At 75.0% G+C, this 26,371-nt stretch carries 25 protein-coding genes and 1 pseudogene; 3 read left to right on the forward strand and 23 right to left on the reverse strand.

Annotated elements, in window-relative coordinates; genetic code table 11:
* The 16 genes and pseudogenes from ABD994_RS28305 to dacB form a co-directional block, all read right to left on the reverse strand.
* Positions 1 to 535: pseudogene (locus tag ABD994_RS28305) on the reverse strand (hypothetical protein); the annotation flags it as partial.
* Between the two features lie 20 nt (positions 536 to 555).
* Complete coding sequence (locus tag ABD994_RS28310; RefSeq protein WP_345423914.1) at positions 556 to 1,023, reverse strand: DUF3180 domain-containing protein; 468 nt, start codon at positions 1,021 to 1,023, stop codon at positions 556 to 558.
* Positions 1,020 to 1,520 carry a 2-amino-4-hydroxy-6-hydroxymethyldihydropteridine diphosphokinase gene (gene folK, locus ABD994_RS28315; protein ID WP_345423917.1) on the reverse strand — a complete coding sequence of 167 codons (501 nt, stop codon included), beginning with the start codon at positions 1,518 to 1,520 and terminating at the stop codon, positions 1,020 to 1,022. Before folK ends, ABD994_RS28310 begins: the two co-directional genes overlap by 4 nt.
* Positions 1,517 to 1,879: a dihydroneopterin aldolase gene (folB, locus tag ABD994_RS28320; protein ID WP_345423920.1), complete on the reverse strand. Its 363-nt coding sequence runs from the start codon at positions 1,877 to 1,879 to the stop codon at positions 1,517 to 1,519. Before folB ends, folK begins: the two co-directional genes overlap by 4 nt.
* A gap of 59 nt (positions 1,880 to 1,938) precedes the next feature.
* Positions 1,939 to 2,757, reverse strand: coding sequence for a dihydropteroate synthase (gene folP, locus ABD994_RS28325; protein WP_345423974.1), 819 nt, complete (start codon positions 2,755 to 2,757; stop codon positions 1,939 to 1,941).
* A 57-nt stretch (positions 2,758 to 2,814) separates the two neighbouring features.
* A complete protein-coding gene (gene folE / locus ABD994_RS28330; RefSeq protein WP_345423977.1) occupies positions 2,815 to 3,399 on the reverse strand; it encodes a GTP cyclohydrolase I FolE in 585 nt (194 codons plus the stop codon).
* A 183-nt stretch (positions 3,400 to 3,582) separates the two neighbouring features.
* Entirely contained in the window at positions 3,583 to 6,126 is a 2,544-nt protein-coding gene (gene ftsH, locus ABD994_RS28335; RefSeq protein ID WP_345423923.1) for an ATP-dependent zinc metalloprotease FtsH, read from the reverse strand.
* A gap of 172 nt (positions 6,127 to 6,298) precedes the next feature.
* Positions 6,299 to 7,870, reverse strand: a complete 1,572-nt coding sequence (locus ABD994_RS28340) for a helicase HerA-like domain-containing protein (RefSeq protein ID WP_345423926.1) — start codon at positions 7,868 to 7,870, stop codon at positions 6,299 to 6,301.
* A 19-nt stretch (positions 7,871 to 7,889) separates the two neighbouring features.
* Positions 7,890 to 8,540, reverse strand: a complete 651-nt coding sequence (locus ABD994_RS28345) for a hypothetical protein (protein ID WP_345423929.1) — start codon at positions 8,538 to 8,540, stop codon at positions 7,890 to 7,892.
* Between the two features lie 10 nt (positions 8,541 to 8,550).
* Positions 8,551 to 9,759 (reverse strand): ABC transporter permease, encoded by a 1,209-nt coding sequence (locus tag ABD994_RS28350; protein ID WP_345423932.1) that lies wholly within the window; start codon positions 9,757 to 9,759, stop codon positions 8,551 to 8,553.
* Positions 9,756 to 10,460, reverse strand: a complete 705-nt coding sequence (locus ABD994_RS28355) for an ABC transporter ATP-binding protein (protein ID WP_425550140.1) — start codon at positions 10,458 to 10,460, stop codon at positions 9,756 to 9,758. Before ABD994_RS28355 ends, ABD994_RS28350 begins: the two co-directional genes overlap by 4 nt.
* The gene (locus tag ABD994_RS28360) at positions 10,457 to 12,079 is read right to left on the reverse strand and encodes an efflux RND transporter periplasmic adaptor subunit (protein WP_345423935.1); all 1,623 of its coding nucleotides are present in this window, start codon (positions 12,077 to 12,079) and stop codon (positions 10,457 to 10,459) included. The genes ABD994_RS28355 and ABD994_RS28360 overlap by 4 nt, the downstream gene beginning before the upstream one ends.
* 95 nt (positions 12,080 to 12,174) lie before the next feature.
* Positions 12,175 to 12,720, reverse strand: a complete 546-nt coding sequence (hpt, locus tag ABD994_RS28365) for a hypoxanthine phosphoribosyltransferase (RefSeq protein WP_345423938.1) — start codon at positions 12,718 to 12,720, stop codon at positions 12,175 to 12,177.
* Between the two features lie 14 nt (positions 12,721 to 12,734).
* Positions 12,735 to 13,745, reverse strand: coding sequence for a tRNA lysidine(34) synthetase TilS (gene tilS / locus ABD994_RS28370; RefSeq protein ID WP_345423941.1), 1,011 nt, complete (start codon positions 13,743 to 13,745; stop codon positions 12,735 to 12,737).
* Between the two features lie 16 nt (positions 13,746 to 13,761).
* Positions 13,762 to 14,799 carry a zinc-dependent metalloprotease gene (locus tag ABD994_RS28375; RefSeq protein ID WP_345423983.1) on the reverse strand — a complete coding sequence of 346 codons (1,038 nt, stop codon included), beginning with the start codon at positions 14,797 to 14,799 and terminating at the stop codon, positions 13,762 to 13,764.
* A 76-nt stretch (positions 14,800 to 14,875) separates the two neighbouring features.
* On the reverse strand, positions 14,876 to 16,342 hold the full coding sequence (gene dacB, locus ABD994_RS28380) for a D-alanyl-D-alanine carboxypeptidase/D-alanyl-D-alanine endopeptidase (protein WP_345423944.1): 1,467 nt from the start codon (positions 16,340 to 16,342) through the stop codon (positions 14,876 to 14,878).
* Positions 16,343 to 16,488: 146 nt separating this feature from the next.
* Between dacB and ABD994_RS28385 the strand changes: the two genes are divergently transcribed.
* Positions 16,489 to 16,968 carry an inorganic diphosphatase gene (locus tag ABD994_RS28385; protein ID WP_345423986.1) on the forward strand — a complete coding sequence of 160 codons (480 nt, stop codon included), beginning with the start codon at positions 16,489 to 16,491 and terminating at the stop codon, positions 16,966 to 16,968.
* Positions 16,969 to 17,029: 61 nt separating this feature from the next.
* On the opposite strand, the gene ABD994_RS28390 is transcribed toward ABD994_RS28385, so the two are convergent.
* On the reverse strand, positions 17,030 to 19,843 hold the full coding sequence (locus tag ABD994_RS28390) for an MFS transporter (RefSeq protein ID WP_345423947.1): 2,814 nt from the start codon (positions 19,841 to 19,843) through the stop codon (positions 17,030 to 17,032).
* Positions 19,840 to 20,367: a MarR family winged helix-turn-helix transcriptional regulator gene (locus ABD994_RS28395; protein ID WP_345423950.1), complete on the reverse strand. Its 528-nt coding sequence runs from the start codon at positions 20,365 to 20,367 to the stop codon at positions 19,840 to 19,842. Before ABD994_RS28395 ends, ABD994_RS28390 begins: the two co-directional genes overlap by 4 nt.
* Positions 20,368 to 20,638: 271 nt before the next feature.
* Between ABD994_RS28395 and ABD994_RS28400 the strand changes: the two genes are divergently transcribed.
* Entirely contained in the window at positions 20,639 to 21,418 is a 780-nt protein-coding gene (locus ABD994_RS28400) for an enoyl-CoA hydratase/isomerase family protein (protein WP_345423953.1), read from the forward strand.
* Positions 21,419 to 21,488: 70 nt separating this feature from the next.
* Here the strand turns inward: ABD994_RS28400 and ABD994_RS28405 are convergent, their stop codons facing one another.
* Genes ABD994_RS28405 through ABD994_RS28415 form a run of 3 tightly spaced genes read right to left on the reverse strand, consistent with a single transcriptional unit; the run spans position 21,489 to position 24,231 of the window.
* The gene (locus ABD994_RS28405; RefSeq protein ID WP_345423956.1) at positions 21,489 to 22,700 is read right to left on the reverse strand and encodes an acetyl-CoA C-acetyltransferase; all 1,212 of its coding nucleotides are present in this window, start codon (positions 22,698 to 22,700) and stop codon (positions 21,489 to 21,491) included.
* Positions 22,701 to 22,714: 14 nt separating this feature from the next.
* Positions 22,715 to 23,167 (reverse strand): MaoC family dehydratase, encoded by a 453-nt coding sequence (locus tag ABD994_RS28410; protein ID WP_345423959.1) that lies wholly within the window; start codon positions 23,165 to 23,167, stop codon positions 22,715 to 22,717.
* Between the two features lie 8 nt (positions 23,168 to 23,175).
* Complete coding sequence (locus ABD994_RS28415; protein WP_345423962.1) at positions 23,176 to 24,231, reverse strand: LLM class F420-dependent oxidoreductase; 1,056 nt, start codon at positions 24,229 to 24,231, stop codon at positions 23,176 to 23,178.
* 51 nt (positions 24,232 to 24,282) lie between these two features.
* On the opposite strand from ABD994_RS28415, the gene ABD994_RS28420 reads away from it, so the two are divergent.
* Positions 24,283 to 24,708, forward strand: a complete 426-nt coding sequence (locus tag ABD994_RS28420) for an acyl-CoA thioesterase (RefSeq protein WP_345423965.1) — start codon at positions 24,283 to 24,285, stop codon at positions 24,706 to 24,708.
* On the opposite strand, the gene ABD994_RS28425 is transcribed toward ABD994_RS28420, so the two are convergent.
* Complete coding sequence (locus ABD994_RS28425) at positions 24,681 to 25,310, reverse strand: flavin reductase family protein (protein ID WP_345423968.1); 630 nt, start codon at positions 25,308 to 25,310, stop codon at positions 24,681 to 24,683. The two genes, ABD994_RS28420 and ABD994_RS28425, sit on opposite strands and share 28 nt — an antisense overlap.
* A gap of 6 nt (positions 25,311 to 25,316) precedes the next feature.
* Positions 25,317 to 26,231, reverse strand: a complete 915-nt coding sequence (locus ABD994_RS28430) for a hypothetical protein (protein ID WP_345423971.1) — start codon at positions 26,229 to 26,231, stop codon at positions 25,317 to 25,319.
* Positions 26,232 to 26,371 lie beyond the last annotated feature (140 nt).

Genomic DNA, 26,371 nt, shown 5'->3' on the forward strand with positions numbered 1-26,371 from the left:
CGGGCACCGGCGCGGGGGGCGGGACGGTGGGCACCGGCGGCAGGGGGCCCGAGTCGCCGACGACCCGCAGCCGAGCCGCCCGCGGGTGGGGCGCGGCCACCGACCGCAGGGTCACGGGGTCGGCCGCGAGCCGGGCGCGCTCGAGCTGCTCGCGCAGCACGGCCGCCTCGTCGCGGGCCTTCTCCGCCTCGCGCTCGGCCTCCTCCCGCGCGCCGACCTCGCGGGCCAGCCGGCGCTCGTGGTCACGCCGGGCGTCGTCGAGCTCGGCCTCGGCCGCGTCCGCCGCGTCGGCCGCCTCCTCGGCGGCCACAGCGGCCTCCACAGCGGCCTCGTCCGCCACCTCGGCGTCCACCGCGGACGGGCGGCGGGCGAGAGCGATCACCACGAGCACGACCGTCCAGAGCGCCGCGACGACCCCGAGCCGCAGCCAGCGGGCGTCGTCGGCCAGGACGACCGCAGCGCCGGCGAGGACCGCGAGGACGGCCGCGGCGCCCAGCAGCGCGACGCGACGGCGGTCGGGGCCCGGAGTGCCCATCACGGCAGGATAGCCGCCGGTCAGGGCCGGTCGGCGGGTGGCCGGTCCTGGTCGTCCGGGGTGCGCAGCGAGTGCTCCAGCCACAGCCCGGCACCGACGAGCACGCCCGAGCCGACGACGCCCACGAGCGCGCTCGCGGTGTCCGCCCCGGCCGCGTCGACGCGGTCGCGCAGCGGGAGCACGTAGGCGAGCACCCCGAGCCACGCGCCGCCCACCGCCGACCCGGCCACCGACGACGCCTTCGCCAGCGCCACCGCCCGCGCCGTGGCCAGCGCGTCCACCGGCCGCGCGCCCTCGCGGCGACGGATCCGGGCGCGCAGGACGGACGCGAGCACGAGCTCGGCCGCACCGAGCACCAGCGGGGTGAGCCCGGCGAGCAGCGGCAGCGGGGGCAGGTCGCCGTAGGCGGCCTGCAGGGCGACGTTCGCGGCCAGGCCGGCGGCGACCGCGACGACGAGCAGCAACGACGGGCTCGTGCGCGTCCTCACGCGAGCTCCGCCGGGTCGCGCCGCACCCCGGCGCGCTCCTCGGGCAGCAACCCGGCCAGGAGGTCGGCGACCCGCCCGCGGCCGGCGACCACCGCGTCCGGGTCGACGTCGAGCCACGGCACGAGCACGAAGGCGCGGTCGTGCGCGCGCGGGTGCGGCAGCGTCAGCTCCGGGTCGTCGCTGGTGGTGCCGTCGACGTCCAGGACGTCCACGTCGAGCGTGCGCGGACCCCAGCGGACGTCGCGGGTGCGCCCCGCGCGGCTCTCGGCGGCCCGCGCGCGGGCGAGCCACGACCAGGGCCGGGAGTCCGGGTCCTCGGCGACGACGACGGCGTTGAGGAAGTCGTCCTGCTCCACCCCGCCCCAGGGCGCGGTCGCGTACACCGGCGACACGGCGACGATCCGCGCCCCCGCCGCGCGCAGCGTCGCCAGCGCGCCCCGGAGGTTGGCGGCGCGGTCCCCGATGTTGGACCCGAGCGAGAGGACGGCGCGGCTCACGGCCGCTCCCGCCGCACCACCACCGCGACGTCCTCGAACGGGACCGTGATCGGGGCCTGCGGCTTGTGCAGCGTCACCTCGACGGCCGCGACCCGCCCGTCGGCGAGCACCCGCGCGGCGACCTCGGCGGCCACCGACTCGATGAGCCGGCGCGGCGGGCCGGCGACCACCGCGGCGGCGGTCTCCGCGAGCGCGCCGTAGTCGACGGTGTCGGCCAGGTCGTCGGACGCGCCCGCCGCCGCCAGGTCGACCTCGAGGGCCAGGTCGAGCACGAAGTCCTGGCCGTCGCGGCGCTCGTGGTCGAACACGCCGTGGTGCCCCCGCACGCGCAGCCCCCGCAGCAGGATGCGGTCGGTCATCGATGGTCCAGCTCCCCTATCGGCGTGCTCCCCTGTCTCCTTCGTGTCCCGGAGCGCGCTCACTTCTCCACCTCCGCCGGCGACGTCCCCCACGACCACGCGGCGGCCACCGCGACGGCGTCGAGCGACGGGCCGACCTCGTGCACCCGCACGCCCCACGCCCCGTTCGCGGCGGCGAGCGCGGAGACGGCGGCCGTGGCGATCTCCCGGCCGTCGGGCGGGCGGACCGTGCCGTCGTCCTCGGCCAGCAGCGCACCGAGGAACCGCTTGCGCGACGCCCCGATCAGCACCGGGAAGCCGAGCGCGGTGAACACCGGCAGCTTGCGCAGCAGCGCCCAGTTGTGGGCCGCGGTCTTGGCGAACCCGAGACCGGGGTCGAGCACGAGCCGCGACGGGTCGACGCCCGCGAGCACCGCACGGTCCACCTGCTCGACCATCTCGGCCCGGACCTCGCCGACGACGTCCTCGTAGGAGGCCAGCGACGTCATCCGGTCGCTCGGACCGCGCCAGTGCATGATCACCCAGGGGACTCCGGTCTCGGCGACCGTCCGGGCCATGTGCGGGTCGGCCAGGCCGCCGGACACGTCGTTGACCATCGTCGCGCCCGCCTCGACCGCAGCCGCGGCCACGGCCGCACGCGTGGTGTCGACGCTGACCCGCACGCCGTCCGCCGCCAGCTCCCGGATCACCGGGACGACGCGCGCCGTCTCGGTCGCGGCGTCGACCCGCTGCGCGCCGGGCCGGGTGGACTCGCCGCCGACGTCGACGAGGTCGGCGCCGCGGCGCGCCAGCTCGACGCCGTGGGCCACGGCGTGGTCGCGGTCGAGCCACCGACCGCCGTCGGAGAAGGAGTCGGGCGTGACGTTGAGGACGCCCATCACGACGCAGCGGCCGGGGTCGGGCAGGCCGAGGGACGGCACCGGCGCACCCACCCGTCAGCCGCTCCGGATGAGGTTGATGGCCTCGGCGCGCGAGCTCGCCGACGACTTGAGGATGCCGCGCACCGCGGACGTGGTGGTGCGCGCGCCCGGCTTCCGGACCCCGCGCGCCGACATGCACTGGTGCTCGGCGTCGATCACCACGAGTGCGCCCCGGGTGTCGAGGCGCGACTCCAGCGCGTCGGCCACCTGGCTCGTCAGGCGCTCCTGCACCTGCGGGCGGCGCGCGTAGAGGTCGACGAGCCGGGCGAGCTTGCTCAACCCCGTGACCAGGCCCTTCGGGCCGGGGATGTACGCGACGTGCGCCACGCCGTGGAACGGCAGCAGGTGGTGCTCGCACATCGAGAACAGCGGGATGTCGCGCACGAGCACGAGCTCCTCGTGTCCCTCGTCGAAGGTGCGCTCGAGCACCTCCGCGGGGTCGGCGCGCAGGCCCGCGAACAGCTCCTGGTACGCCCGCGCCACCCGCGCCGGCGTCTCGCGCAGGCCCTCGCGCTCCGGGTCCTCGCCGATGGCGATCAGCAGCTCGCGCACCGCCGCCTCGGCCCGGGCCGCGTCGAAACCGGGCCACTCCGGCGCGATCGCGTCGCCGACCGGGCCACCCGCGCCGTCGTCCGTCGGGCGCACCCGGTGGTTCCCGTCCAGCGTCAACGGTCCGGCTCCGCTCCGCTCCGCGTCCTCACCTTGACTGGTCGTCACGTCTCCCTCGCGGTCATCCTCGACCGGTCCGGCACGCCGCGCAGGCACGCCGGCCCACCTCGTGCGCTACCCGCGAGGAGTGTCGCGTCCGTCCGGACCGGAGGTGCCGGACGTGCCGTCGGAGCCGTCGTGGCCCCAGCTCGGCCCGGTGTGCCGGCCCTCCGACCGGCCCTCGCGGGTGCGGCCGTCCGGATCACCGTACGGGTTCGACCAGTCGTCGGCCGCCGAGCGTGACGAGCCGGACGGCTGCCCGCCGTACGGGACGCCACCGGAATGACCGGCGCCACCGGGGTTCCACGTCGTGCCGTGCGGGACCGTCGCCGGCGTCCACCCGGGCGGGGCGCCGTAGTTGGGCGCCACCGACGACGGCTTGTCGCCGTCGCCCGGACCGCCGCGACGGCCGCCGTTGCTCCCGGTGCGGTACACGTCGGGGATGCCGGCGGTGGGCGTGCCCTGCGGCGGCGTGGGCGACCCGCCGTCCGTGCCGGCCGGGACCGACTCGCGGTCGCGGCCGTTGCTCGCCGAGTGCGCGCCGTAGGTGCCGTTGGCGCCGTTGCCGCCCGCCCCACTGCCGTACGACCCGTTGACGGCGTGGCCGTTGCCGGCGACCGAGCCGACGGGGGCCCGCTCGTCCTGCTGCTCGCCGGGCGGCGGCCAGGGCTCGCCGCGCTCGGTGGCGAGCTCGCGCCGCGTCTTGATCGGCGGCCGGTCGGACGGGACGCGCTCGCCGAAGTCGTTGAACGCGGTGATGCGCGGCCGCTTGGTGACCGACGCGAAGACGCGCTCGAGGTCGCGCCGCTGCAGCGTCTCGTGCTCGATGAGCTCGCCGGTCAGCGCGTCGAGGGCGTCGCGGTGGGTGTTGAGGATGTCCCACGCCTCGGTGTGCGCCGCCTCGATGAGCTTGCGCACCTCCTCGTCGATCTCGTGGGCCACCTCGAGCGAGTAGTCCGCCTGCCGGCCGGCGGTGCGGCCGAGGAAGGGCTCGCCCTGCTCCTGGCCGTACTTCACGGCCCCGAGCTTGGCGCTCATGCCGTACTCGGTGACCATCGCGCGGGCGATCTTGGTGGCCTGCTCGATGTCCGAGGACGCGCCGGTGGTCGGCTCGTGGAACACGAGCTCCTCGGCCGACCGGCCGCCCATGGCGAACACCAGGCGGGCGATCATCTCCGAGCGGGTCATCAGCTCCTTGTCGTCCTCGGGGACGACGAGGGCGTGCCCGCCGGTGCGGCCGCGCGGCAGGATGGTGACCTTGTAGACCGGCTCGATGTCCGGCATCGCCCACGCGGCGAGCGCGTGGCCCGCCTCGTGGTAGGCCGCGACCTTCTTCTCCTGCTCGGAGATGATGCGGCTCTTGCGGGCCGGGCCGCCGATGACGCGGTCGACCGACTCCTCCAGCGAGGCCCCGGTGATCTGCTGCTGGCCCAGCCGGGCGGTGAGCAGCGCGGCCTCGTTGATGACGTTGGCGAGGTCCGCGCCGGAGAAGCCGACGGTGCGCTTGGCCAGGCCGTCGAGGTCGGCGTCGGGGGCCAGGGGCTTCCCCGCCGAGTGGACCTGCAGGATCGCGCGACGGCCGGCGAGGTCCGGCGCGGCGACCGGGATCTGGCGGTCGAAGCGGCCCGGGCGCAGCAGCGCGGGGTCGAGGATGTCGGGCCGGTTGGTGGCCGCGATGAGGATGATCCCGCCGCGGGAGTCGAACCCGTCCATCTCGACGAGCAGCTGGTTCAGCGTCTGCTCGCGCTCGTCGTGGCCGCCGCCCATGCCGGCGCCGCGGTGGCGGCCGACCGCGTCGATCTCGTCGACGAACACGATGCAGGGGGAGTTCTGCTTGGCCTGCTCGAACAGGTCGCGCACGCGGGACGCGCCGACGCCGACGAACATCTCGACGAAGTCCGACCCGGAGATCGTGTAGAACGGCACGCCCGCCTCGCCGGCGACGGCGCGCGCGAGCAGCGTCTTGCCGGTGCCGGGCGGGCCGTAGAGCAGGACGCCCTTGGGGATCTTCGCACCGAGCTGCTGGTAGCGCGTCGGGCTCTGGAGGAAGTCCTTGATCTCGTAGAGCTCCTCCACCGCCTCGTTCGCGCCCGCGACGTCGGCGAAGGTGGTCTTCGGCATGTCCTTGTTGAGCTGCTTGGCCTTGGACTTGCCGAAGGACAGGACGCGGTTGCCGCCGCCCTGGGAGTTCATCATCCAGAACAGCAGCAGCAGCACCAGACCCAGCGGGATCAGGTAGATCAACATCTGGGTGAGGATCGAGTCCTGCGTCACCTTGGTGTCGAAGCCCGACGGCGCCGGGTTGTCGCGCACCAGCGCGAACACCTGGTCGGTCGCCGCCGCGGGGTACTGCGCGTAGATCTGGTTGGTCGTCGTCGGCTGGGCGCCGTCCACCCCGGGCACCTGCACCGGGTTGGTCAGTGTCAGCCGGAGGCGCTGCTCCTTGTCCTCGATCGTGATCTGCGACGCGTTGCGGGCCTCGACCTGCTGGAGGACGAGCGACGTCGGGGCCTCGGTGTACCCGCGGGTGTCGCTGAGCAGCGACGAGATCCCCAGGTAGATGAGGAAGAACACCACGATCCAGATGAGTGGATTGCGGAGAAGGCGCTTGCGGTCCATGCGGTTGCGGCCTCCAGGCGGCCCTCGACCCTCCCCGGGTGGACCCTGCGGTCGGTCGTGATCAGTCGTCTCGGATCGGGGTGCGTCCACGCACGGGTGGCCGTGGCGCCCTGATCTGCTCAATGTACCCCGCGGGCCCGACGGGGGTCCGGGCGCGGAAGCCCGCCCGCGGTCAGCGCCGCCGGCGGGCCGTCCCGAACAGGCCGCGCGTGATCTCGCGGCCCAGCGAGGAGGCCAGCGAACGGGCGAACGACCGCACCGCCGGGTTGGCCATGGCCTTCTCGATGAACCCCGGCCCCTCGTCCTCCGCGGGCGGCGGGGCCTGCGGCGGCGCCTCCTGAGGCGGCTGCTGCGGCGGCACGGGCTCGGCCGGCGGGGTGGCCGGCGCGCCCGTCGCCCCGGTCGACGCCGAGAGCTTCTCGTAGGCCGACTCGCGGTCGATCGGGGTGCCGTACTTCCCCCACAGCGGCGACGCCTTCGCCGCCTCGGTGACGGCCGGCTCGCCGATCGCGGCCATCAGCGAGCGCGGTGCGCGCACCCGCGTCCAGGCCACCGGGGTCGGGGCGCCGCGCTCGGAGAGCACGGTGACGATCGCCTCGCCGGTGCCGAGCGAGGTCAGCGACGTCTCGATGTCGTAGACCGTGCTCTTCGGATACGTCCGCGCCGTGCGCGTCAGCGCCTTCTGGTCGTCCGGGGTGAAGGCGCGCAGCGCGTGCTGGACCCGGGCGCCGAGCTGGGAGAGCACGTCGTTGGGGACGTCGGTGGGCTGCTGGGTGCAGAAGAAGACGCCGACGCCCTTGGAGCGGATGAGCTTGACCGTCTGCTCGATGCGGTCGAGGAACGCCTTCGACGCGTCGGCGAACAGCAGGTGCGCCTCGTCGAAGAAGAAGACGAGCTTGGGCTTGTCGATGTCGCCGGCCTCGGGGAGGTCCTCGAAGAGCTCGGCGAGCAGCCACATCAGGAACGTCGAGTAGAGCATCGGGTCGGCCTGCTGGTCGGCGAGCTCGAGCAGCGTGACGCGGCCCTTCCCGTCGCCCTCGACCGCGAGCAGGTCCGCCGGCTCGAACTCGGGCTCGCCGAAGAACTTCTCCCCGCCCCGGGCCTCGAGGTTGACCAGCGCCCGCAGGATCACCCCGGCCGTCGCCGTCGAGACCCCGCCGATGCCCTTGAGCTGCTCCTTGCCCTCGTCGGAGAGCAGGTGCGCGATGACCGAGCGCAGGTCCTTGGTGTCGAGCAGGGCGAGGCCCTGCTGGTCGGCCCAGTGGAAGATCAGGCCGAGCGTCGACTCCTGGGTGGCGTTGAGGCCGAGCACCTTCGACAGCAGGATCGGCCCGAACCCGGTGATCGTCGCGCGAACCGGGACGCCGATGCCCTCGCCGAGCGAGAGGAACTGGACGGGGTACGCCGTCGGCGTCCAGTCGTCGCCGGTGTCGGTGGCGCGCTGGGTGACGCGGTCGTTCTGCTCGCCCTGCTTCGCCAGACCCGAGAGGTCGCCCTTGATGTCGGCGAGCAGCACCGGGACGCCCGCCGCCGAGCACTGCTCGGCGAGGTTCTGCAGCGTCTTGGTCTTGCCGGTGCCGGTCGCGCCGGCGACGAGCCCGTGCCGGTTCAGCGTCGCGAACGGGATCCGGACGCGGGCGCCGGGGTCGACCGTGCCGTCGACGACGACGGTCCCCAGCTCGAGGGCCGCGCCCTCGGTCGCGTACCCGGCAGCGATCTCTGCAGCAGCACCCTGGTCGGCCACGGTGCGCAGGCTAGCGGTGTCAGGAACCGGCCGGGACGTCGACGCGCACCGCGGTGACCGCGCCGTCGGCGCCGCGCTCGGCGTGCACCGTCACCTGCTGCCCGACGCGCAGTCCCGCGGGCCCGTCCGGGCGGGGGACGGCGACGTCCGTGCCGGCCGTCGTGCGCAGCGCGGTCTGGGTGCCGTCGCCCGCGCGGACCGTGACGATCGGGAAGCCGCCGCCGGTGGGCTGGACGGACTCGACGACGCCGAGGATGTCGGGCACCGAGCCGGGACCGGTGTCGGGAGCGGTCGCCCGCCCGACGAAGAGGCCGACCGCCACGCACACGACGCCGCCGAGCACGAGCAGCAGGATGCGGGTCGAGCGCGCCAGGCCGGGGCGGCGCAGCCGGGTGGCGAGGTCCACGTCGTCGACGGGGCGGTCCAGCACGGCCGCGGCGCGGTCGGTGTCCTGGCCCCGGACGTCCTGGCCCCGACCGTCCTGACCGTCGCGGGGGACGTCGCGCCAGGGCTCGGGCCGGTACTGCTGCGGCGGCGGATCCGACCGGCGCGCCGGCGGCGGCACCGGGAACTGCTCGGTCGCCGCCGACCCGGGCCGCTCCTCGCGGGTCTCCCCCGCCGCGGTGTCCTGGTCCTCGCGCTCCTCGCGGTCCTCGGACGGCTGGTTCACGGGTCCTCCTTCACTCGCGGCGCAGCGCGTCGATGGGCCGCAGGCGGGCGGCCCGGCGGGCGGGGTAGGCGCCGAAGAAGATGCCGATGGCGGCCGAGACGGCGACCGCGGCCACGACGGCCGCGGGCACCACGACCGGCCGGAAGTCGCCGAGCGGCACGAGCGTGCCGGCGTAGCCGACGGCCACGCCGATGGCGCCACCGACGAGGCTCAGGATGATCGACTCGACGAGGAACTGCCCGAGGATCGCCGACGGCGGCGCCCCGAGGGCCTTGCGGATGCCGATCTCGCGCGTCCGCTCGGTGACCGACACGAGCATGATGTTGGTGATCCCGATGCCGCCGACCACCAGCGAGATCGCGGCGATCGCGGCGAGCAGCAGGGTGAACGCGCCGAGGGTCTGGTCGAGGACGTCGGCCAGCTGCCGGGCGCTGATCACCTGGAAGTCGCGGTCGTCGGCGTTCTCGATGCCGTGGCGGCGGTCGAGGATCGAGTTGACCTCGGTCTCGGCCGCGGCCTGCGCCTCCGTCGACCGGGCCTGGACCACGATCTGGCTGAGGTCCCCGAAGCCGGTCAGCGACCCCTGCACCGCGGTCAGCGGCGTGAGCACGTTCTCGTCGGGGTTCGACAGCCCGCCGCCGTTGCCGGACGGGACCAGCGTGCCGATGACGTCGAACGGCACGCCGTTGACCAGCACGGAGCGTCCGACCGGGGCGGCGTTCGCGCCGAAGAGGTCCTCGACGACGGTGGCACCCAGGAGCGCGACCTTGCGGCCCGCGGTGACGTCGGCCTCGGTGTAGGCGCGGCCGGTGGCGATCTGGACGTTGGCGCCCGGGAAGTAGGTCGGGGTGCTGCCCACGATCGTCGCGCCGGTGCTCGCCCGGCCCGCGTCCACCGTCACGGAGGAGGTGACGACGCCGGACACCGACGCGATGTCCGGTGCGCCCTGGGGGTCGCCGAGCGCCTCGACGTCGGCCTCGGTGAGCGGCCGGCCGTCGGTGCCCGCGCTCGCGGGGGGCTGGCGCGGGAGCACCGTGATGCTGTTGGCGCCGAGGCCCGCGATCTGGCTCTGGATGTACTGCGAGGCGCCGTTGCCGAGCGCGGTCAGCAGGATCACCGCCGCGATGCCGATGATGATCCCGAGCATCGTCAGCAGCGAGCGCAGGCGGTTGGCCCACAGCCCGCGCAGGGCGAACCGGACGACCTCGACCACGTTCACCGCCGCGCCTCCGCCTCGTGCAGGCGCCCGTCGGTGACCACCACGACCCGCTCGGCCCGGGCGGCCACCTCGTCGTCGTGGGTGATGAGGACGATGGTGCGCCCGGCCGCGTGCAGGCGGTCGAAGAGCGCGAGGACGTCGCGGGTGCTCGTCGAGTCGAGGTTGCCCGTGGGCTCGTCGGCGAGCAGGAGGGCCGGCGTGGTCACCAGCGCGCGGGCCACCGCGACCCGCTGCTGCTGGCCGCCGGAGAGCTGGTTGGGCCGGTGGTCGGCGCGCTCGGCGAGGCCGACGAGCGCGAGCGCCGCCTCCGCGCGCTCGCGGCGCACCCGGCGCCCGACCCCGGCGTAGACGAGGGGGAGCTCGACCTGCGCGAGCGCGCTCGTGCGCGGGATGAGGTTGAACGCCTGGAAGATGAAGCCGATCTGCCGGTTGCGCAGCACGGCCTGCTGGCGCTCGTCGAGGTGGGCGACGTCGAGGCCCTCGAGCAGGTAGCGCCCCGAGGTGGGCGCGTCCAGGCAGCCGAGCATGTTGAGCAGCGTCGACTTGCCCGATCCGGACTGGCCGATGACCGCGACGTACTCGCCGCGCCGCACGGTGAGGTCGACGTCCCGCAGGGCGTGCACCGCGGTGTCGCCGACGCCGTAGACCTTCGACAGGCCCCGGACGTCGAGGACGTGCGGCACCGGCTCACCCGAGGTCATCCTCCGCCGCGCCCGGATCGGTTGCCGCCGCCGTTGTTGTTCTGGCGTCCAGGAGGCCCCTGGCCGGGCTGGATCTCCGCGGTCGCACCGGGCAGCACCACGAGCTCGCCGGGCGCGAGGCCGGAGCGGATCTCGGTCGTGGTGTCCGAGCTGAGGCCGAGACCGACCGTCCGCGTCTGCGGCACGCCGTCCGGGCCGAGCACCTGCACGGTCCCCGACGTCGCGCCCGCGCCGCCGGTCGGCGTGATCGCGGCCGAGGGCAGGAACGACACGTTCGAGGCCTCGGCCACGGTGACCGCCACGCTCGCCGACATCCCCGGCCGCAGGTTCGGCGGCAGCCCGGTGAGCGTGATGTTGGTGCCGTACTGCACCGACGCGCCCGTGCCCGGCAGTACGTCGACGCTGCTGACCACCCCGGGCAGCGACTGCCCCGGCAGCGCGTTCACGGTCACCGCGACGGGCTGGCCGACCGCCAGGCGCCCCACGTCGAGCTCGGGGACGTCGGCGCGGATCTGCAGCGACGCGAGGTCGAGGACGGTCATCGCCGCCGGCTGGGTCGGCGAGCCGGTGACGTTCGTGCCGCTGCCCGCTGCGGCGCTCCCGCCGCCGGCTCCGCCCGCTCCGCCGGACGCCGCGCCGGTGGCACCGCCGCCGGCCGACGCGGCCGCGCCCCCGCCCGCGGCGGAGCCGTCGGGCAGCGTGCCGCCGGTCGGGTTGCCCGACGTCGTCGAGCTGCTCGTCGTGCCGCCGGCGGGCACCAGCTGGCCGGGCCCGATGTCGAGGCTCACGACCGTGCCGTCCTGCGGCGACGCCAGCTCCAGGTTGTCGCGCGACTGCTCGGCCTGGATGACCGACGCCTCCGCCTGCGCCAGCGACGCCTCGGCCGAAGCGACCTGGCCCTCCGGCGTCGTGGCCCCGCCACCGGCGCCCCCGGCCGCGCCACCGCTGCTCGTCCCGGCACCGGGCGTCGGGGTGGGCGTGGGGTCGGCCTTGGGCTGCGGCGCCATACCGAACCGGTTGACCTCGACAACAGGAGCGCCGCCCTGCTGCTGCGATGGGGCCTGGCCCTGACCCTGACCCTGTGGCTGGTTCTGCTGCTGGTTCTGCTGCTGGGTCTGCTGCTGAGCGGGCGCCGCACCCCCCGCCGGAGCCGCACCGCCGGCCGGTGCCTGCGTCGCCGCCGGCTGCTGGGCTGTGCCGCCCGCCGCCGGAGCTGCCGCGGTGGTGGTCGGGTTGTCACGCGCCTCGCGGGCGTCGGCGAGCTGCTGGCGCGCGGCGTCGCGCTGGGCCCGGGCGGCGTCGAGGTTGGCCTCGGCGTACTCGGGGTCGAGCGTCGCCACGACCTCGCCCGCGGTGACCGTGTCCCCGAGCTTCACCCGGACGTCCTCGACGCGGCCGCTGGTGGCGAAGTTCAGCGTGGAGCCCCGCGCGCTGGTGACCGCGCCCGACGCGCTGACGGTCGCGGCGACGGTCCCCCGCGCCACCGGGGTGGTGCGCAGACCCTGGTCGTCGGTGCCGCCGCTGCTCGTCAGCGCGTAGACCGTGCCGCCGGCGGCGAGCAGCACGACCAGCACGATCAGCCCGTTGACCAGCCACAGAGAGCGACGCGCACCGGCCATGTGGCGGACGGTAGCCCTCGGTCACGATCCGGTCGCACGCGGGGCCGTGACGGGTGAGTGATCGTTCAGTGATCGGTCGGTGATCGGGCCCTAGGTCAGGCGTACACGCGCGGGTCGAGCGTCCCGATGTAGGGGAGGTCGCGGTAGCGCTCCGCGTAGTCGAGCCCGAAGCCGACGACGAACTCGTTGGGGATGTCGAAGCCGACGTAGGCCACCTCGACGTCGAGCTTGGCCGCCTCGGGCTTGCGCAGGAGCGTGACGACCTCGAGCGAGGCCGGTCCGCGGGACTCGAGGTTCTTGCGCAACCAGGACAGCGTCAGGCCCGAGTCGATGATGTCCTCGACGATGAGCACGCGGCGGCCGGAGATGTCGCGGTCGAGGTCCTTGAGGATGCGGACCACACCGGAAGACGACGTCGACGACCCGTACGAGCTCACGGCCATGAACTCGAGCTGGGTCGGCATCGGGAGCCGGCGCGCGAGGTCGGTCATGAACATCACCGCGCCCTTGAGGACCCCCACCAGCACGAGGTCCTGGTCGCGCTCGCCGTAGTCCGCGCCGATCTGCGCGGCGAGCTCGGCGATCTTCCCCTGGATCTGTTCCTCGGTGATCAGCACGGACGAGATGTCGCCGTCGTACACCGTTCGGGGGCTCCTCACCGGGTCGGGGGCGGCCCGGCGGATCGGGCCGCGACCGCTTGCAGCCTGCCATGCGCCCGGACGACCTCCAACCCACCCGGCAGTGGCGGTGCTCCCTGTCCGCGCCAGGCGGCGACGAGCCGGTCGACGGCGCGCAGGTGGGCGTCGGAGAGCTCCGGGGCACCCCGCGCGACCAGCCACGACCGCAGCACGCGGCGGCGGATCGCCGGCGGGTCGGCGGCCAGGGCGACGGCGTCGAGCCCGCCGTCGGCGCCCGCCAGGACGGCCAGCCGGGCCTCGGCGAGGGCGGTGAGCGCGGCGTCGTCGTCGGCGAGCTGTGCCGCCGTCCGGGCCAGCGCGGGGGCCACGCCCCCGGACAGCACGTCCTCGAGCAGCGGCAGGACCTCGTGACGCAGGCGGACGCGGGTGTAGCGGGGGTCGGCATTGTGGGGGTCGTCCCACGAGTCGAGGCCCGTCGCGGCGCAGGCCGCCCGGGTCGTCGCGCGCCGCAGACCGAGGAGGGGGCGGCACCACGGCGGGTCCCACACGGCCATCCCGGCCAGCGAGCGCGCGCCCGACCCGCGACCCAGCCCGAGCAGGACGGTCTCGGCCTGGTCGTCCAGCGTGTGGCCGAGCAGGACCGGGACATCGCCGCGCGCACGTGATGCTTCTCGCAGCGCGGCGTAGCGGGCGGTGCGGGCCGCGGCCTCCGGTCCGCCCTCGCCGCCGACGTCGACGGGGACGACCTCGGCGCTCACCCCCAGCGCCCCCAGCTGCGCCGCCGCGCGCGCCGCCTGCCGGTCCGAGCCGTCCTGGAGGCCGTGGTCCACGACGACGCCGTGCACCGGCCCGTCCGCGACGTGGACGGCCGCCGCGGCCAGCGCGAGGGAGTCCGCCCCGCCCGAGCAGGCGATGATCAACGGGGAGTTCGGGCGCATAGAAGCAGCGAGATACCCGTTCGCGGCACCACTGAGGGCCTCGCGCACCGCCCGGCGGACGTCGGCGACCGGGTCGGGCGCGCGTGTCACGTCCCCCGCCGGTGGCTCAGCCGTGGACGCGCGCGACCCAGGCGGCCGGGTCGGTGATCTCGGCGCGGCGGGGCAGGGTGTCCGGCGAGGTCCACACGGCGTTCAGGCCAGGCAGGCCGACGGTGTCGACGACCTGGTCGACGAACACGCGGCCCTGCTCGTACTGCCGGATCTTGGCGTCGACGCCGAGCAGCGTGCGCAGCAGGCGGTCGACGAGGCCGCCGCCCCGGCGCCGGGTGGTGAACCGCGCCCGGATGGTCGCCACCGACGGCACGACCGCCGGCCCCACGGCGTCCATGACGTGCTCGGCGTGCCCCTCGAGCAGGGTGGTCAGGGCGAGCAGGCGGTCGAGCACGGCGCGCTGCTCGGGCCCCTGGAACATCTCGACCAGCGCGAGCCCGTCCGTGGGCCGCTCGCGGCGCAGGGCCTTGAGGATCTCGGGCAGCCGGTCGACCGCGCCGGAGGCGGAGCCGTCGATGTTGCCGGCGAAGGTGGCGACCTCGCCGCGGAAGTGGTCGCGCAGCCAGGGCACGGCCGTGAACTGCAGCCGGTGCGTGGCCTCGTGCAGGCAGACCCACAGGGCGAAGTCGTCGCCGTCGACGTCGAGCGCTCGCTGGGCGGCGACGACGTTGGGCGCCACGAGCAGCAGGCGGCCGGCTCGTTCCGGGCCGCCGAACGGGTCGTACTGCCCCAGCACCCGGCTGCCGAGGAACGCCAGCAGCGTGCCCATCTGCAGGCCGGCGGCCGAGCGCGTGACGCGACCGACGGCGTCGCCCACCAGGCCCTCGGGCCGGCGGGGGCCGGGGACGTCGTCGAGCAGGGTGGCGACCCCGTCGACGGCGGAGCGGATCCAGTCCGGCCGGTCGACGACGTCGGCCTCGGGCACCGGGAGCCCCGCGCCCATGCCGGTGAGCTCGCGGACGTGCTGCTCGGAGACCCGCGCCCCGTCGCGCAGGCGCCGCACCTCGGCGGCGGCCTGCTCCGGGGTGACCGCCGGCCCGGCCGGCACGAGGCGCGCGCCGGTGGCGGCGGCGAGGCCCCAGTCGACGGGCATGCCCGTCGCCCGCTCGGTGGTGGTCACGTCGGTGCTCACGAGGACCACCGTACGTGCGGTCCCCGTGGCGGTGGCGTCAGCGGCAGCCGCAGTCGTGCAGGGCCGCCGCCAGGCCGTCGAGGCCCGGGCGGGCGGTGCCGGGGTCGGCGCCGTTGCTCATGAACGCGAACACGAGCGTGCGCCCGTCCTCGGTGCTGACCACACCGGCCAGGGCGTTCGCCGCCGTCAGCGTGCCGGTCTTGGCACGAACCCAGCCGCGGCCGTCGGACGTGGCGGTGCCGGGCGTGTACCGCTCCGCGAGCGTGCCGCCCCCGCCCGCGACGGGCAGGCCGTCGAGCAGGGGCCGCAGCAGAGGGGTGCGCGGGTCGGCGCCCGTCGGCGCGGCGGCGGGCGCGAGCACCGAGGCGAGGACGCCGGCGGGGATGCGGTCGTTCACCGAGAGCCCGCTGGTGTCGGCGAGGACGACGCCCGTGGTGTCGATCCGCGCCTCGTCCAGCACTCGCGTGACCGCCCGCGCGGCCCCGTCGAACGTCGTCGGCTCCCCGACGCTGCGGGCGACCTCGCGTCCCAGGGCCTCGGCGAGCACGTTGTCGGAGTTCTGCAGCGCGGTGCGCACCAGCTCGGTGACCGGCGGGGACACCACCTCCCCCAGCACCGGGGCGTTCGGGGGCGCGGTGCCGATCGCGACGGTCGGAGCGGTGCCGCCGCGGGTCAGCCGCGCGCCCAGCTCGGTGGCCGCCGCGGAGGCCGGCGACGCGATGCGGGTGCCGTCGACGGCGGTCGGGTCGACGCGGCCGCCGTCGAGCATCACCGGGACGATCGGGGCGAAGTTGCCGCCGGCGATGTCGACGGGGTCCCACCCGGCGGCCTGCCCGTTGCCGCCGCCGTTCTCGTAGCGGGAGACGTCGACGTAGACCTGGCGCACGGGCGGCTGCCCGGCGCGGGCGGCGCTCACGGCGGCCACCAGGTCGTCCAGGCGCGCGGCGTCGGGGTAGACGCTCTGCTGCCCGGCCGGCAGGGACGACAGCGTCGGGTCGCCGCCGCCGACGAGCACCACCGAGTCGGGCGTGGGGCCGGCGACGACGCGGGTCGTCCACCGCAGCGTGGGGTCGAGGCGCAGCAGGGCCGCGGAGCTGGTCAGCACCTTGGTGACCGACGCCGGGACCTGGGGCTCGCTCGGGCGCCGCTCCCAGAGCCGCCGGCCGTCGGCCGGGTCCACGACGGCGCCGGTGAGGTCGCCCAGCGCGGCGGCGCGGGCGTCGAGGGCGGACGCGAGGCCGGCCGACGTGGGCACCGGCGTGTCGGTCGGGGCGGCGGCCAGCGCCAGCCGGGGCGTGACCGGCTCCGGCGGGTCCGCGGCCGGCCCTCCGGTGAGCCACACCGGCAGCCCGACGGTGCGGGCCAGCGACGGGGCGGTGAGCGCGGTGCCGATCCCGAGCCCGCCGAGCAGGACCACGACGATCCCGAGCACGAGCAGCCGGCGACCCCACCGGTGGAGGGCGGACGACGTCGGCGTGTCCGCGCGGTGTCCGTCGCCGCTCACGCCGCGGGACCCCTCCTCACCTGCTGTTCACCTCACCCGGGCGAGGGAGAGGTCACCTCCGTGGTGTGCCGGGTCACCCCGGCCGGTACTCCAGACTAGAGGCGGCCGACGACGGACCAGCGACACAGGGAGCGGTGAGCGTCACCGTGGAGTTCGACGTGCTGATCGAGATCCCCAAGGGGGTCCGCAACAAGTACGAGATGGACAAGGAGACGAACCGGCTCCGCCTGGACCGGACCCTGTTCACCGCGACGCAGTACCCGGCCGACTACGGCTACATCGAGAACACGCTCGGCCTGGACGGCGATCCGCTCGACGCGCTGGTGCTCATCCAGGAGCCGACGTTTCCCGGCTGCGTGGTCGCGGCCCGCCCGATCGGGATGTTCCGCATGACCGACGAGGCCGGCGGCGACGACAAGGTGCTCTGCGTCCCGGCCGGCGACCCGCGCCAGGACCACCTGCGCGACATCCACCACCTCTCGGAGTACGACCGCCTCGAGATCCAGCACTTCTTCGAGGTCTACAAGGACCTCGAGCCCGGCAAGAGCGTCGAGGGCGCCTCGTGGGTGGGGCGCGCCGAGGCCGAGGCCGAGGTCAAGGCCTCGCGCGACCGCCACGAGGGCTAGCGCCGCGTGAGTGGTCCGGGTCGCCACGGCGACCCGGACCACTCACGAGCGCGTGGGCGCGTCAGCTCGATACCGGCTCCGGGGACTCCGGGGCGTCCGGCGCCTCGTGGCGCCCGTGGTCGGCACCGTCGACACCCGGCGTGGCGGGCCGCGGCGGCGTCACGGTCAGCGTGACGTCGGCGGCGGCCTCCACGGCGACCTGCTGGGTCACCGGGGCGAACCCGCTCGCGGTGAGCATGTGCCGGCCGGGCGGGAGGTCGTCGAGCCGGAACCGGCCGTCGGGGCCGGTGACCGCCGAGGCCACCACCGCGCCGTCCTGGCCGACGAGCACCACCAGCGACTCCGGCACCGCGGACCCGCTCGCGCCGCGCACGACGCCCGACAGCGCGTAGCGCGCCGGCGGCACCGTGACGTCCTGGCGGGCGCCGTCCGCGCCGACGGTGACCCGCGCGGCCTGCGGCGGGCGGCCGGGCGCGAGGACCGTGACCGTGTAGGCGCCGGGCTCGCACTCGCCGCTCTCCCACGCCCCGTCGGCGTCGCTGCGCCGCACGGCGACGACCCCGCCGCCCGGGTCGGTGACGGTGACGGTCGCGCCCGCGACGGGCGTCCCGTCGGGTTCGGCGACGCGGCCGCCGAGCGTCGCCGTGCGGGCCAGGGCGACGTCGCGGCGCACCGGGGCGCCGTCGACGGTGACGAGCTCGGCGAACGGCCGCCGCCGCGGCGAGCTGGCGATGAGCACGTAGGTGCCCGGCGAGGGCGGCGCGAGGCTGAAGCCGCCCCGGTCGTCCAGGCCGGTGCGGCGCACGGGGGCACCGTCGAGGCCGTGCAGCGAGACGGTGACCTCGTCGTCCGGGGTGACGGGACCGCCGTCGGCGCCCGACACGCGGCCGTGGACGGCCGGTGCCCCACCGTGCCCGTTGGCGTGCCCGTTGCCGTTGCTGCTCGGGTGGGGTGTCGGCCGCACCGCGTCGGCGCTGGCCGGCGGGCCCCACGCGGGCTCCGGGTGCCGGGCCTGCCAGGCCGGCCCGACCGGGCGGGTCTGCGGGGCCTGCGCGGCCGGCAGCGGCACCCGCGTCGGCACGGTCGGTGCCGTGGTGGTGCGGACGGCCGCGGAGGCCGCGGGCACCGGCGGCGCGTCGTTGGCGGTGTTGTGCGCGGAGGCACCGGCGGCCGGCCCGCCGACGGCGGCGTCGGTGGGGGTCCCGACGCTCTCCGCGTCGCGGGCCTGGATGCCCGACTGCGTGCGCAGCGGGACCTCGCGCAGGAACCAGATCAGCACGAACCCGACCGCGATGACACAGCCGGCGATGAGGAAGACCAGGTCCATCGAGTCGGAGAACCCGACGAGGAACGGCTCGGCGAGGCGGGAGTCCATCCGCTGCAGCACCGAGGAGTCCTGGGCGACCTGCGCCGCGCCGGCCACCGGGTTCAGCGCGACCTGGTTGGCCGGGTTCGCCGCGATCGTGGGGTCGGTGAGGGCGGCCTGGAACGCCGGCGTCGGCGCGATGGCGGCGAACGCGTCGCGGATGCTGTCCCCGACGGTGGAGAACAGCACGGACAGGAACACCGCGACGCCCAGCGTGCCGCCCATCTGCCGGAAGAACGTGGCCGACGCGGTCGCGACGCCCATGTCCTTGGCCGGCACGGCGTTCTGCACCGCGAGCACGAGGGTCTGCATGCAGTTGCCGAGCCCGAGGCCGAACACGACCATGAGCAGCGCGATCTCCCAGTACGGGGTGTCGGCGTGCAGCAGGAAGTGGAACAGCATCATGCCGACGGTCATCAGCCCGAGACCGATCACCGGGAAGACCTTGTAGCGCCCGGTCCGGCTGGTGAGCTGGCCGGAGATGATCGAGGCGACCATGATGCCGCCGACCAGCGGGATCATCTGCAGCCCGGCCTGCGTCGGCGTCGCGCCGGTGACGATCTGCAGGTACTGCGGGATGATCGCGATGCCGCCGAACATCCCGATGCCGGTGATGACCGCGATGATCGAGGTCAGGCTGAACACGCCGTTGCGGAACAGCCGCAGCGGCAGCAGGGCGTCGTCGCCGTAGGCGCGCTCGGCGAGGTAGAAGCCGACGAGGCCGACCGCGCCGACGGCGTAGCAGACGATGGCCGACGTCGAGGTCCAGCCCCACTCGCGGCCCTGCTCGGCGATGATCAGCAGCGGCACCAGGCCCACGGCCAGCGCGATCGCGCCGGGGAAGTCGATGCGGTGCTCGCGGCGGCTGTGCGGGAGGTTGAGCACCCGCATGACGACGAGGAACGCGGCGATCCCGATCGGGACGTTGACGAGGAACACCCAGCGCCAGCCGGTGATGCCGAGGATCGTGTCCTGGCCGGCGAGGAAGCCGCCGACCACCGGGCCGATGACGCTGGACGTGCCGAACACCGCGAGGAAGAAGCCCTGGTAGCGGGCCCGCTCGCGGGGCGGGACGATGTCGCCGATGATCGTCAGGGCCAGCGACATCAGGCCGCCGGCGCCGAGGCCCTGGAGGGCGCGGAAGGCCGCCAGCTCGTACATCGAGGTCGAGATCGTGCACAGCACCGACCCGACGACGAACGTGCCGATGGCGAAGAGGAAGAAGGGCTTGCGGCCGTAGAGGTCGGAGAGCTTGCCGTAGAGCGGCGTCGAGATCGTGGCGGTGATCAGGTACGCCGTCGTCGCCCAGGCCTGCAGGTTGAGGCCCTGGAGGTCGTCGGCGATGGTGCGGATGGACGTCGAGACGATGTTCTGGTCGAGCGCGGCCAGGAACATGCCGAGCATCAGCCCGGACAGGATCACGAGGATCTGGCGGTGGGTGAAGCCGGTGCTGGCCGGGCTGCTCGGGGCGGCGGCGCGGGGTGCCGCGGCCACGGCGGGCGTGCTCATGAAGCCTCCTGGCCGCGCAGGGCGGCCGACGGCGGGGTGGGGGACGGCGCGAGGCGCTGCTCGATGTCGCCGGCGAAGCGCTCGAGGAGCTCGATGAGCCGGTGGCGGTCGGACTCGGCCCAGTGCGCGGTCATCTCGCTGATCTGGTTGTTGCGGCGGTCGCGGTTGGCCTCGAAGACGCGCAGGCCCTCGGACGTCGGGGCGAGGAGCGTCGCCCGTCCGTCCTCGGGGTCGGGCCGGCGCTCCACGAGCCCGGCCCGCACGAGGCCCGCGACCTGGCGGCTGACCGTCGACGGGTCGGAGTGCACCGACTCGGCGAGGGCGTTCGAGCGCCGCGGCCCCTCGAGGACGAGCCGCGCCAGCAGGACGTACGCCGCGCGCTCGACGCCGTCCGGGCCGACGCCCTTGCCGGCCTTCGCCCGCTCCATCGCGCGCATGACGCGGATGAGCTGGTGGCCGAGGCGGTCCGACACCTGCCAGCGGTCGTCCACCCCCGGCGGGACCGGGAGCCGCGAGGAATCCATTGCATGCTCCGTACAATCGGTTGCTGGGTACAAGCATGCACCTCCTCGTCCGCTCCCCGCCACCCGGGTCACCCCGTCGAGCCCGTCACACACCTCCTGCTGGTGCGGATCCTCGGGGGCGGTGCCGCCGGCGCGCCGATCGGAGCGCCACGGTTCCCCCGGTCCGGTGGCGGGCGTGGGAGTCGGGCCGCTCCGAGCGAGGGGCACCCTCGCTCGGGTAGACGGGCGACGGGCGCCCCTCGCCAGGAGGAGATCGCCCTACGGTGACGCGGTGGAGAGCGAGCGCGTCACCTACGAGCGCGACGGGCACGTCGCGACGATCACCTACGCCCGTCCCGAGAAGCTCAACGCGATCGACGGCGCGATGCGCGACGGGCTCAACGAGGCGTTCGACCGCTTCCGCGCGGACGACGACGCGTGGGTCGGCATCGTCACCGGCGAGGGCCGGGCGTTCTGCGTCGGCGCCGACGCGGGCGGCGAGGGCAACCCGGCCGGCGACTTCCCCGGCTCGTTCTGGGAGCGCCCGACGGTGAACTCGTTCGAGAGCGGCTGGGAGATCTTCAAGCCGGTGATCGCCGCCGTGAACGGTCACTGCCTGGGGTACGGGCTGACGCTCGTCACCTGGTGCGACCTCGTGATCGCGAGCGAGCGGGCGACGTTCGGCTTCCCGGAGGTGCGCCTCGGGATCCCGACGATCGTCGGCGCGATCCGGCTGCCGCAGCGGATCGGGTGGCAGCCGGCGATGGAGCTGCTGCTGACCGGCGAGCGCGTCGACGCGTCACGGGCGCGGGAGATGGGTCTGGTGTCGCGCGTCGTGCCCCACGACGACCTCATGGCCGAGGCCCGGGCGCTGGCCGACCGCCTGCTCGCCGGCGCGCCCCTGGCCCAGCGCGCGATCAAGGAGATGGCGCGCCGGGCGGAGGACCTGCCGCAGACCGAGGCGATCCGGTTCGGCGAGACGATGCGTCGCGTGGCCGGGGCCACCCAGGACGCGGCCGAGGGCATGGCGGCGGCCCGGGAGAAGCGCGAGGCGCAGTGGAGAGCGGAGTGACCGGCGTGTCGCGAGTTCGACGATGTGGCGATCCTGGCGCCTGACGCCAGCAATGCCGCGTTGCTCGCACTCAGGCGACGCGCTCGAAGACCGCGGCGAGGCCCTGGCCGCCGCCGATGCACATGGTCTCGAGGCCGTAGCGGGCCTCGCGGCGGTCCATCTCGCGCAGCATCGTCGCCAGGATCCGCACGCCGGTGGCGCCGACGGGGTGGCCCAGCGAGATGCCCGAGCCGTTGGGGTTCACGCGCTCGTCGGTGACGAGGTCGATGCCCCACTCCCGCCCGACGCCCAGGGCCTGGGCGGCGAAGGCCTCGTTGAGCTCGATGACGTCGAGGTCGGCCAACGAGAGCCCCGCCCGGCCCAGCGCGGCCTCGGTGGCCGGCACCGGGCCGATGCCCATGATCTCCGGCCCGACACCGGCCAGGCCCCACGACACCAGGCGCGCCAGCGGCCGCAGGCCCAGCTCGGCGGCCTTCTCCGGCGTCGTCACCAGGCACGCCGCGGCGCCGTCGTTCTGCCCGGAGGCGTTGCCCGCCGTGACCGTCGCGTCCGGGTCCTTCTTGCCCATGATCGGGCGCAGCTTCTCCAACGACTCCAGCGACGCGTCCGGACGGATGTGCTCGTCGGCGTCGACGACCGTGTCCGACTTGCGCCCCGGCACCGTCACCGGCACCAGCTCGTCGGCGAAACGCCCGTCCTTGACCGCCGCGGTCGCCTTCTCGTGCGAGCGCACGGCCAGGCGGTCCTGCTCCTCGCGCGGGATCGCGTACTGCTTGCGGACGTTCTCCGCGGTCTCGATCATCCCGCCCCACACCGGGTGGTTCACCCCACCGGCGTGCACACGGCCCTCGGCCAGCGCGTCCTTCATCTCGAAGCCGCCGGCCTTGGTGCCCCAGCGCGGCGCCTGGCTGTAGTACGTCGCGCCCGACATCGACTCCGCGCCGCCGGCGAGCACCAGCGACGCCCCACCGGTCTGCACCGCCATCGCCGCGTAGAGCACCGCCTGCAGCCCCGAGCCGCACCGGCGGTCGACCTGGATGCCCGGGACGGTCACCTCGAGGCCCGCGTCCAGCGCCGCGACCCGGCCGATCGCCGGCGCGTCCATGGTCGGGTAGCAGTGGCCGAAGACCACGTCGTCGATCTGGTCGGCCGTCACGCCCGTCCGCGCGACCAGCTCGCGGATCACGGTCGCCGCCAGGGTCTGGGGCGCCACGTCCCGCAGCCCGCCCCCGAACCCACCCACCGGGGTGCGCAGGGGCTCACAGATCACCGCATCGGCCACGCCGACCTCCTCGTCTACACCACGTAGCGCAGGATGACCTCGGCGACGCACGCCGGCTTCGGCCATCCCTCGATCTCGACCGTCCCCCCGATGGTGGCCTGCACGCCGTTGGCCACGTCGCTGACGTCCACCAGGCGGCAGTGACCTCGCACACGGCTCGGCACCGGCACGGGCGCGGGGAACCGCACCTTGTTCAGGCCGTAGTTCATCGTCATCGAGACGCCCTTCACCTCGAAGGTGTCCCAGCCGAACTTGGGCATGAGGGCGACGGTCAGGAAGCCGTGCGCGACGGTCTTCCCGAAGGGTCCCGAGGCGGCCCGCTCGGGGTCGACGTGGATCCACTGGTGGTCGTCGGTGGCGTCGGCGAAGATGTCGACGCGGTGCTGGTCGACGGTGACCCACTCGCTCGTGCCGAGGTCCTCGCCCACCGCCCCCCGCAGCTCGTCGATGTCGGCGAACACACGCATGTCGGCTCCTAGAGGTCGGCGGCCAGCTGCTTGACCTGCCCCACCAACGACACCCGCTCGGCGGGCGTGCCCGCCAGGGGCGTGACGTTGATGGTGGTGACACCGGCGCCCGCGAAGGCCTGCAGGCGCTCGGCGACGTACGACCGCGGCCCGATGAGGGACATGGCCTTGACGAGGTCCTCGGGCACCGCCGCGGCGGCCTCGTCCTTCTTGCCGTCGAGGTAGAGGTCCTGGACCTTCTCGGCCTCCTCCTCGTAGCCGTAGCGCTGGGCGAGCTCGTTGTAGAAGTTCTTGCCCTTGGCGCCCATGCCGCCGACGTAGAGCGCGACGAACGGCCGCATCCCGTCGAGCATCTGCTGTGCCGTGTCGGCGTCCTCGGTGATGCACAGCGAGGCCTGCAGGTAGGTCTGCAGCTCGCCCAGCGACGGGTCGCGCTTCGCCTTCCCGGCGGCCAGCGACTCGCCCCACACCTCGTGCGCGCGCTCGGGCACGAACAGGATCGGCAGCCAGCCCTCGGCGATCTCCGCGGTCAGCGCCACGTTCTTCGGCCCGATGGCGGCCAGCACGATCGGGATCCGGTCGCGCACCGGACGGTTGATGATCTTCAGCGGCTTGCCGAGGCCCGTGCCCTGGTCCGGCGGGAGCGGGATCGTGTAGTGCTTGCCCTCGTGCTGCACCTTCTCGCGGCGCCACACCTGCCGGCAGATGTCGACGATCTCCCGGGTGCGGCCCAGCGGCGCGTCGTAGCGCACGCCGTGGAAGCCCTCGATGACCTGCGGGCCGGACGCCCCGATGCCGAGCGTGAAGCGCCCGCCGGAGACGTAGTCGAGGCCCGCCGCGGTCATCGCCGTCAGCGACGGCGTGCGCGTGTAGATCTGTAGGATGCCCGACGCGATCTCGAGCCGGGACGTGCGCGCGGCGATGAACCCGAGCTGGCTCACCGCGTCGAAGCTGTAGGCCTCGGGCACGAAGGCGATGTCGAGCCCCGCCGCCTCGTGCTCGGCGAGCTCGGCGACCGTCTCCTCGAACCCGCCGCTGTAGTTCAACCCCATCCCGATGCGCACCGGGGCAGCCTGCCACGATCGCGACGATCACGGGCGGTGTGAGGAGGCCGGGTGTTCTCGACGACGGTGACGGTGCGCGGCTACGAGTGCGACGCCAACGGCCACCTCAACCACGCCGTCTACCACCAGTACGGCGAGCACGGCCGCACCGAGATCCTGCGGGCCGCGGGCATCGGGATCGACGCCCTGACCGCGGCCGGGCTCGGCCCGGTGATCCTCGAGACGACCGTGCGGTTCCTCGCCGAGCTGCGCCACGGCGACGACGTGGAGGTCGCCGTCGACGTGCGCTTCGGCGCGGGCAAGACGTTCCGGATGGACACCGAGCTGCGCCGCGGCGACGAGGTCTGCGCCTCGCTGACCGGCACCATGGGGATTCTCGACCACGGCACGCGGCGCCTGGTGGCCGACCCGCGCGGCCGCCTGCTCGCCGTCGGCGGGCCGCAGGCCGCTCAGCTGCTGGGGGACGCCCCGGGGTAGTGCCCGGGCCAGTCGGCGTAGCGGATGCGCGGGGTGGCGACGACCTCCCCGATCGTCGACCACTCGTTGCCGCCGAGGCGCGCGAGCGGGGCCAGGCGCCTGACGTCGGGCCGGCCGTCGACGAGCGCGTCGTCGGACACCACCGCGTGCACCACCCGTCCCAGCACGAGCGTGCAGTTGCCGACCGGCAGCGTCCGCTCCAACCGGCACTCGAGCGCGACCGGCGACTCCGCGATCCGCGGCGGCGCCACGTGCGTCGAGGGCTCGCGGGTCACGCCCGTCGCGTCGATCTCGCTCTCGTGCGCCGGGAAGTCGGTCGCGGTCGCGTTGATCGCCTCGAGCAGCGGCTCCGGGGTCAGGCACACCGTGAACTCCCCGGTCGCCTCGGCGTTGCGCAGCGAGTCCTTCTCCCCCACCGACGTGAACTGCACGACGGGCGGGTCGGTGCTCGCGACGGTGAAGAACGAGTGCGGCGCGAGGTTGTCGACGCCCTCGGCGGAGCGCGTCACCACCCAGGCGATCGCCCGCGGGACGATCACCGAGGTCAGGAACTTGTAGAAGCCGACGGGGCCGAGGGCGTCGGGCTCGAAGTCGGTGCGCACGAACCGTCAGTTACCCGGGAGCACCCCGGACGGCACCAGCGGGGCGCGTGACGTGGTCGTGGTCGTCCGCGTGGGCTCGGTGGTCTCCCCGCCCCCGTCGGGCGCCTCGGTCGTCGTGGTCGCCTCGTCGCCGCCCGCGGGCGCGCTCGACGTGGTCGCCGGGCCGTCGCTCGAGGTCGTCGTGGTGGGCGCGGCCGTGCCGAACACCGCGCCGACGCTCGTGCCGGTCTCGCCACCGGACAGCGGCGAGCCCTTGACGCGCTCGATGCCCGTGATCGCCAGCATCGCCACGAGGAAGATCAGCAGCGCGGTCGCCGCGAGGACGCCGTAGCGCCGCCACGGGGTGGGGCGGGGCTCTCCGTCGGCCGGGTCGTCCGGGTCGTCCGGGTCGCCGGGGGCCCCGTGCAGGGCGGTGGCCTCGTCGGTCCCGTCGTCGGGTGGGGACATCACGCGGGTGCCGGGGCCGACGGCGCGCGTCGGGTCGTCGGCGCCGAGGGCCCGCGTCTCCGCCGCGGGCGTGACGCGGGTGGGCTCGCCGCCCGCGGTGCCGAGGACGACCGTGGGGTGCTCGTCGGGGCCGGACCCGGGGGGACCCGTCATGACCGTGGTGCCCTCCCCGGACGCGCGGGCGACGACGGTGGCGACGTCGCGGGGACCCTCGGCGGCGGCGTCCTCGGGGTGGGGACGCGCCGCACCGTCGCGACGGGCGCTGCGCAACCGGGTGCGGACGTGGTCGCGGGTGCGCTCGATCGAGCGCTGGTAGACGGCGTCACCGACGGTGGTGACGACCGCGGCGATGCCGGCGCCGGCGACGGTCCCGCCCGCGCCGCCGAGGAACGAGCCGAACGCGGCGGTGGTGACGGCCGCGAACGCCTGCGCGCTGACCTTGGCGGCGGAGAGGCCCGTGCCCGCGGCGGACACGGTGTGGGGCTCCTCGCGGTGGCTCGCCGGGGCCCCGGTCGCCCGTGTGGGGGTGTCGACGGGTGCCTCGACGGGCGGCCACGGGCTCGCGGGCGGCGGCGCGGCGGGCCAGGTAGGGGCGCCGGGCGGCGACCCGGGCG

Origin of the sequence: Actinomycetospora chlora, assembly GCF_039542135.1 — a bacterium.
Taxonomy (GTDB): domain Bacteria; phylum Actinomycetota; class Actinomycetes; order Mycobacteriales; family Pseudonocardiaceae; genus Actinomycetospora; species Actinomycetospora chlora.

Coding starts and splice junctions, on each gene's coding strand:
- folB (WP_345423920.1), bottom strand. CDS start 1,879: ATGACCGACCGCATCCTGCTGCGGGGGCTGCGCGTGCGGGGGCACCAC.
- ftsH (WP_345423923.1), bottom strand. CDS start 6,126: ATGGACCGCAAGCGCCTTCTCCGCAATCCACTCATCTGGATCGTGGTG.
- ABD994_RS28395 (WP_345423950.1), bottom strand. CDS start 20,367: ATGGATTCCTCGCGGCTCCCGGTCCCGCCGGGGGTGGACGACCGCTGG.
- ABD994_RS28390 (WP_345423947.1), bottom strand. CDS start 19,843: ATGAGCACGCCCGCCGTGGCCGCGGCACCCCGCGCCGCCGCCCCGAGC.
- ABD994_RS28355 (WP_425550140.1), bottom strand. CDS start 10,460: ATGACCTCGGGTGAGCCGGTGCCGCACGTCCTCGACGTCCGGGGCCTG.
- ABD994_RS28375 (WP_345423983.1), bottom strand. CDS start 14,799: ATGCCCGTCGACTGGGGCCTCGCCGCCGCCACCGGCGCGCGCCTCGTG.
- folP (WP_345423974.1), bottom strand. CDS start 2,757: ATGGGCGTCCTCAACGTCACGCCCGACTCCTTCTCCGACGGCGGTCGG.
- ABD994_RS28410 (WP_345423959.1), bottom strand. CDS start 23,167: ATGCGTGTGTTCGCCGACATCGACGAGCTGCGGGGGGCGGTGGGCGAG.
- ABD994_RS28360 (WP_345423935.1), bottom strand. CDS start 12,079: ATGGCCGGTGCGCGTCGCTCTCTGTGGCTGGTCAACGGGCTGATCGTG.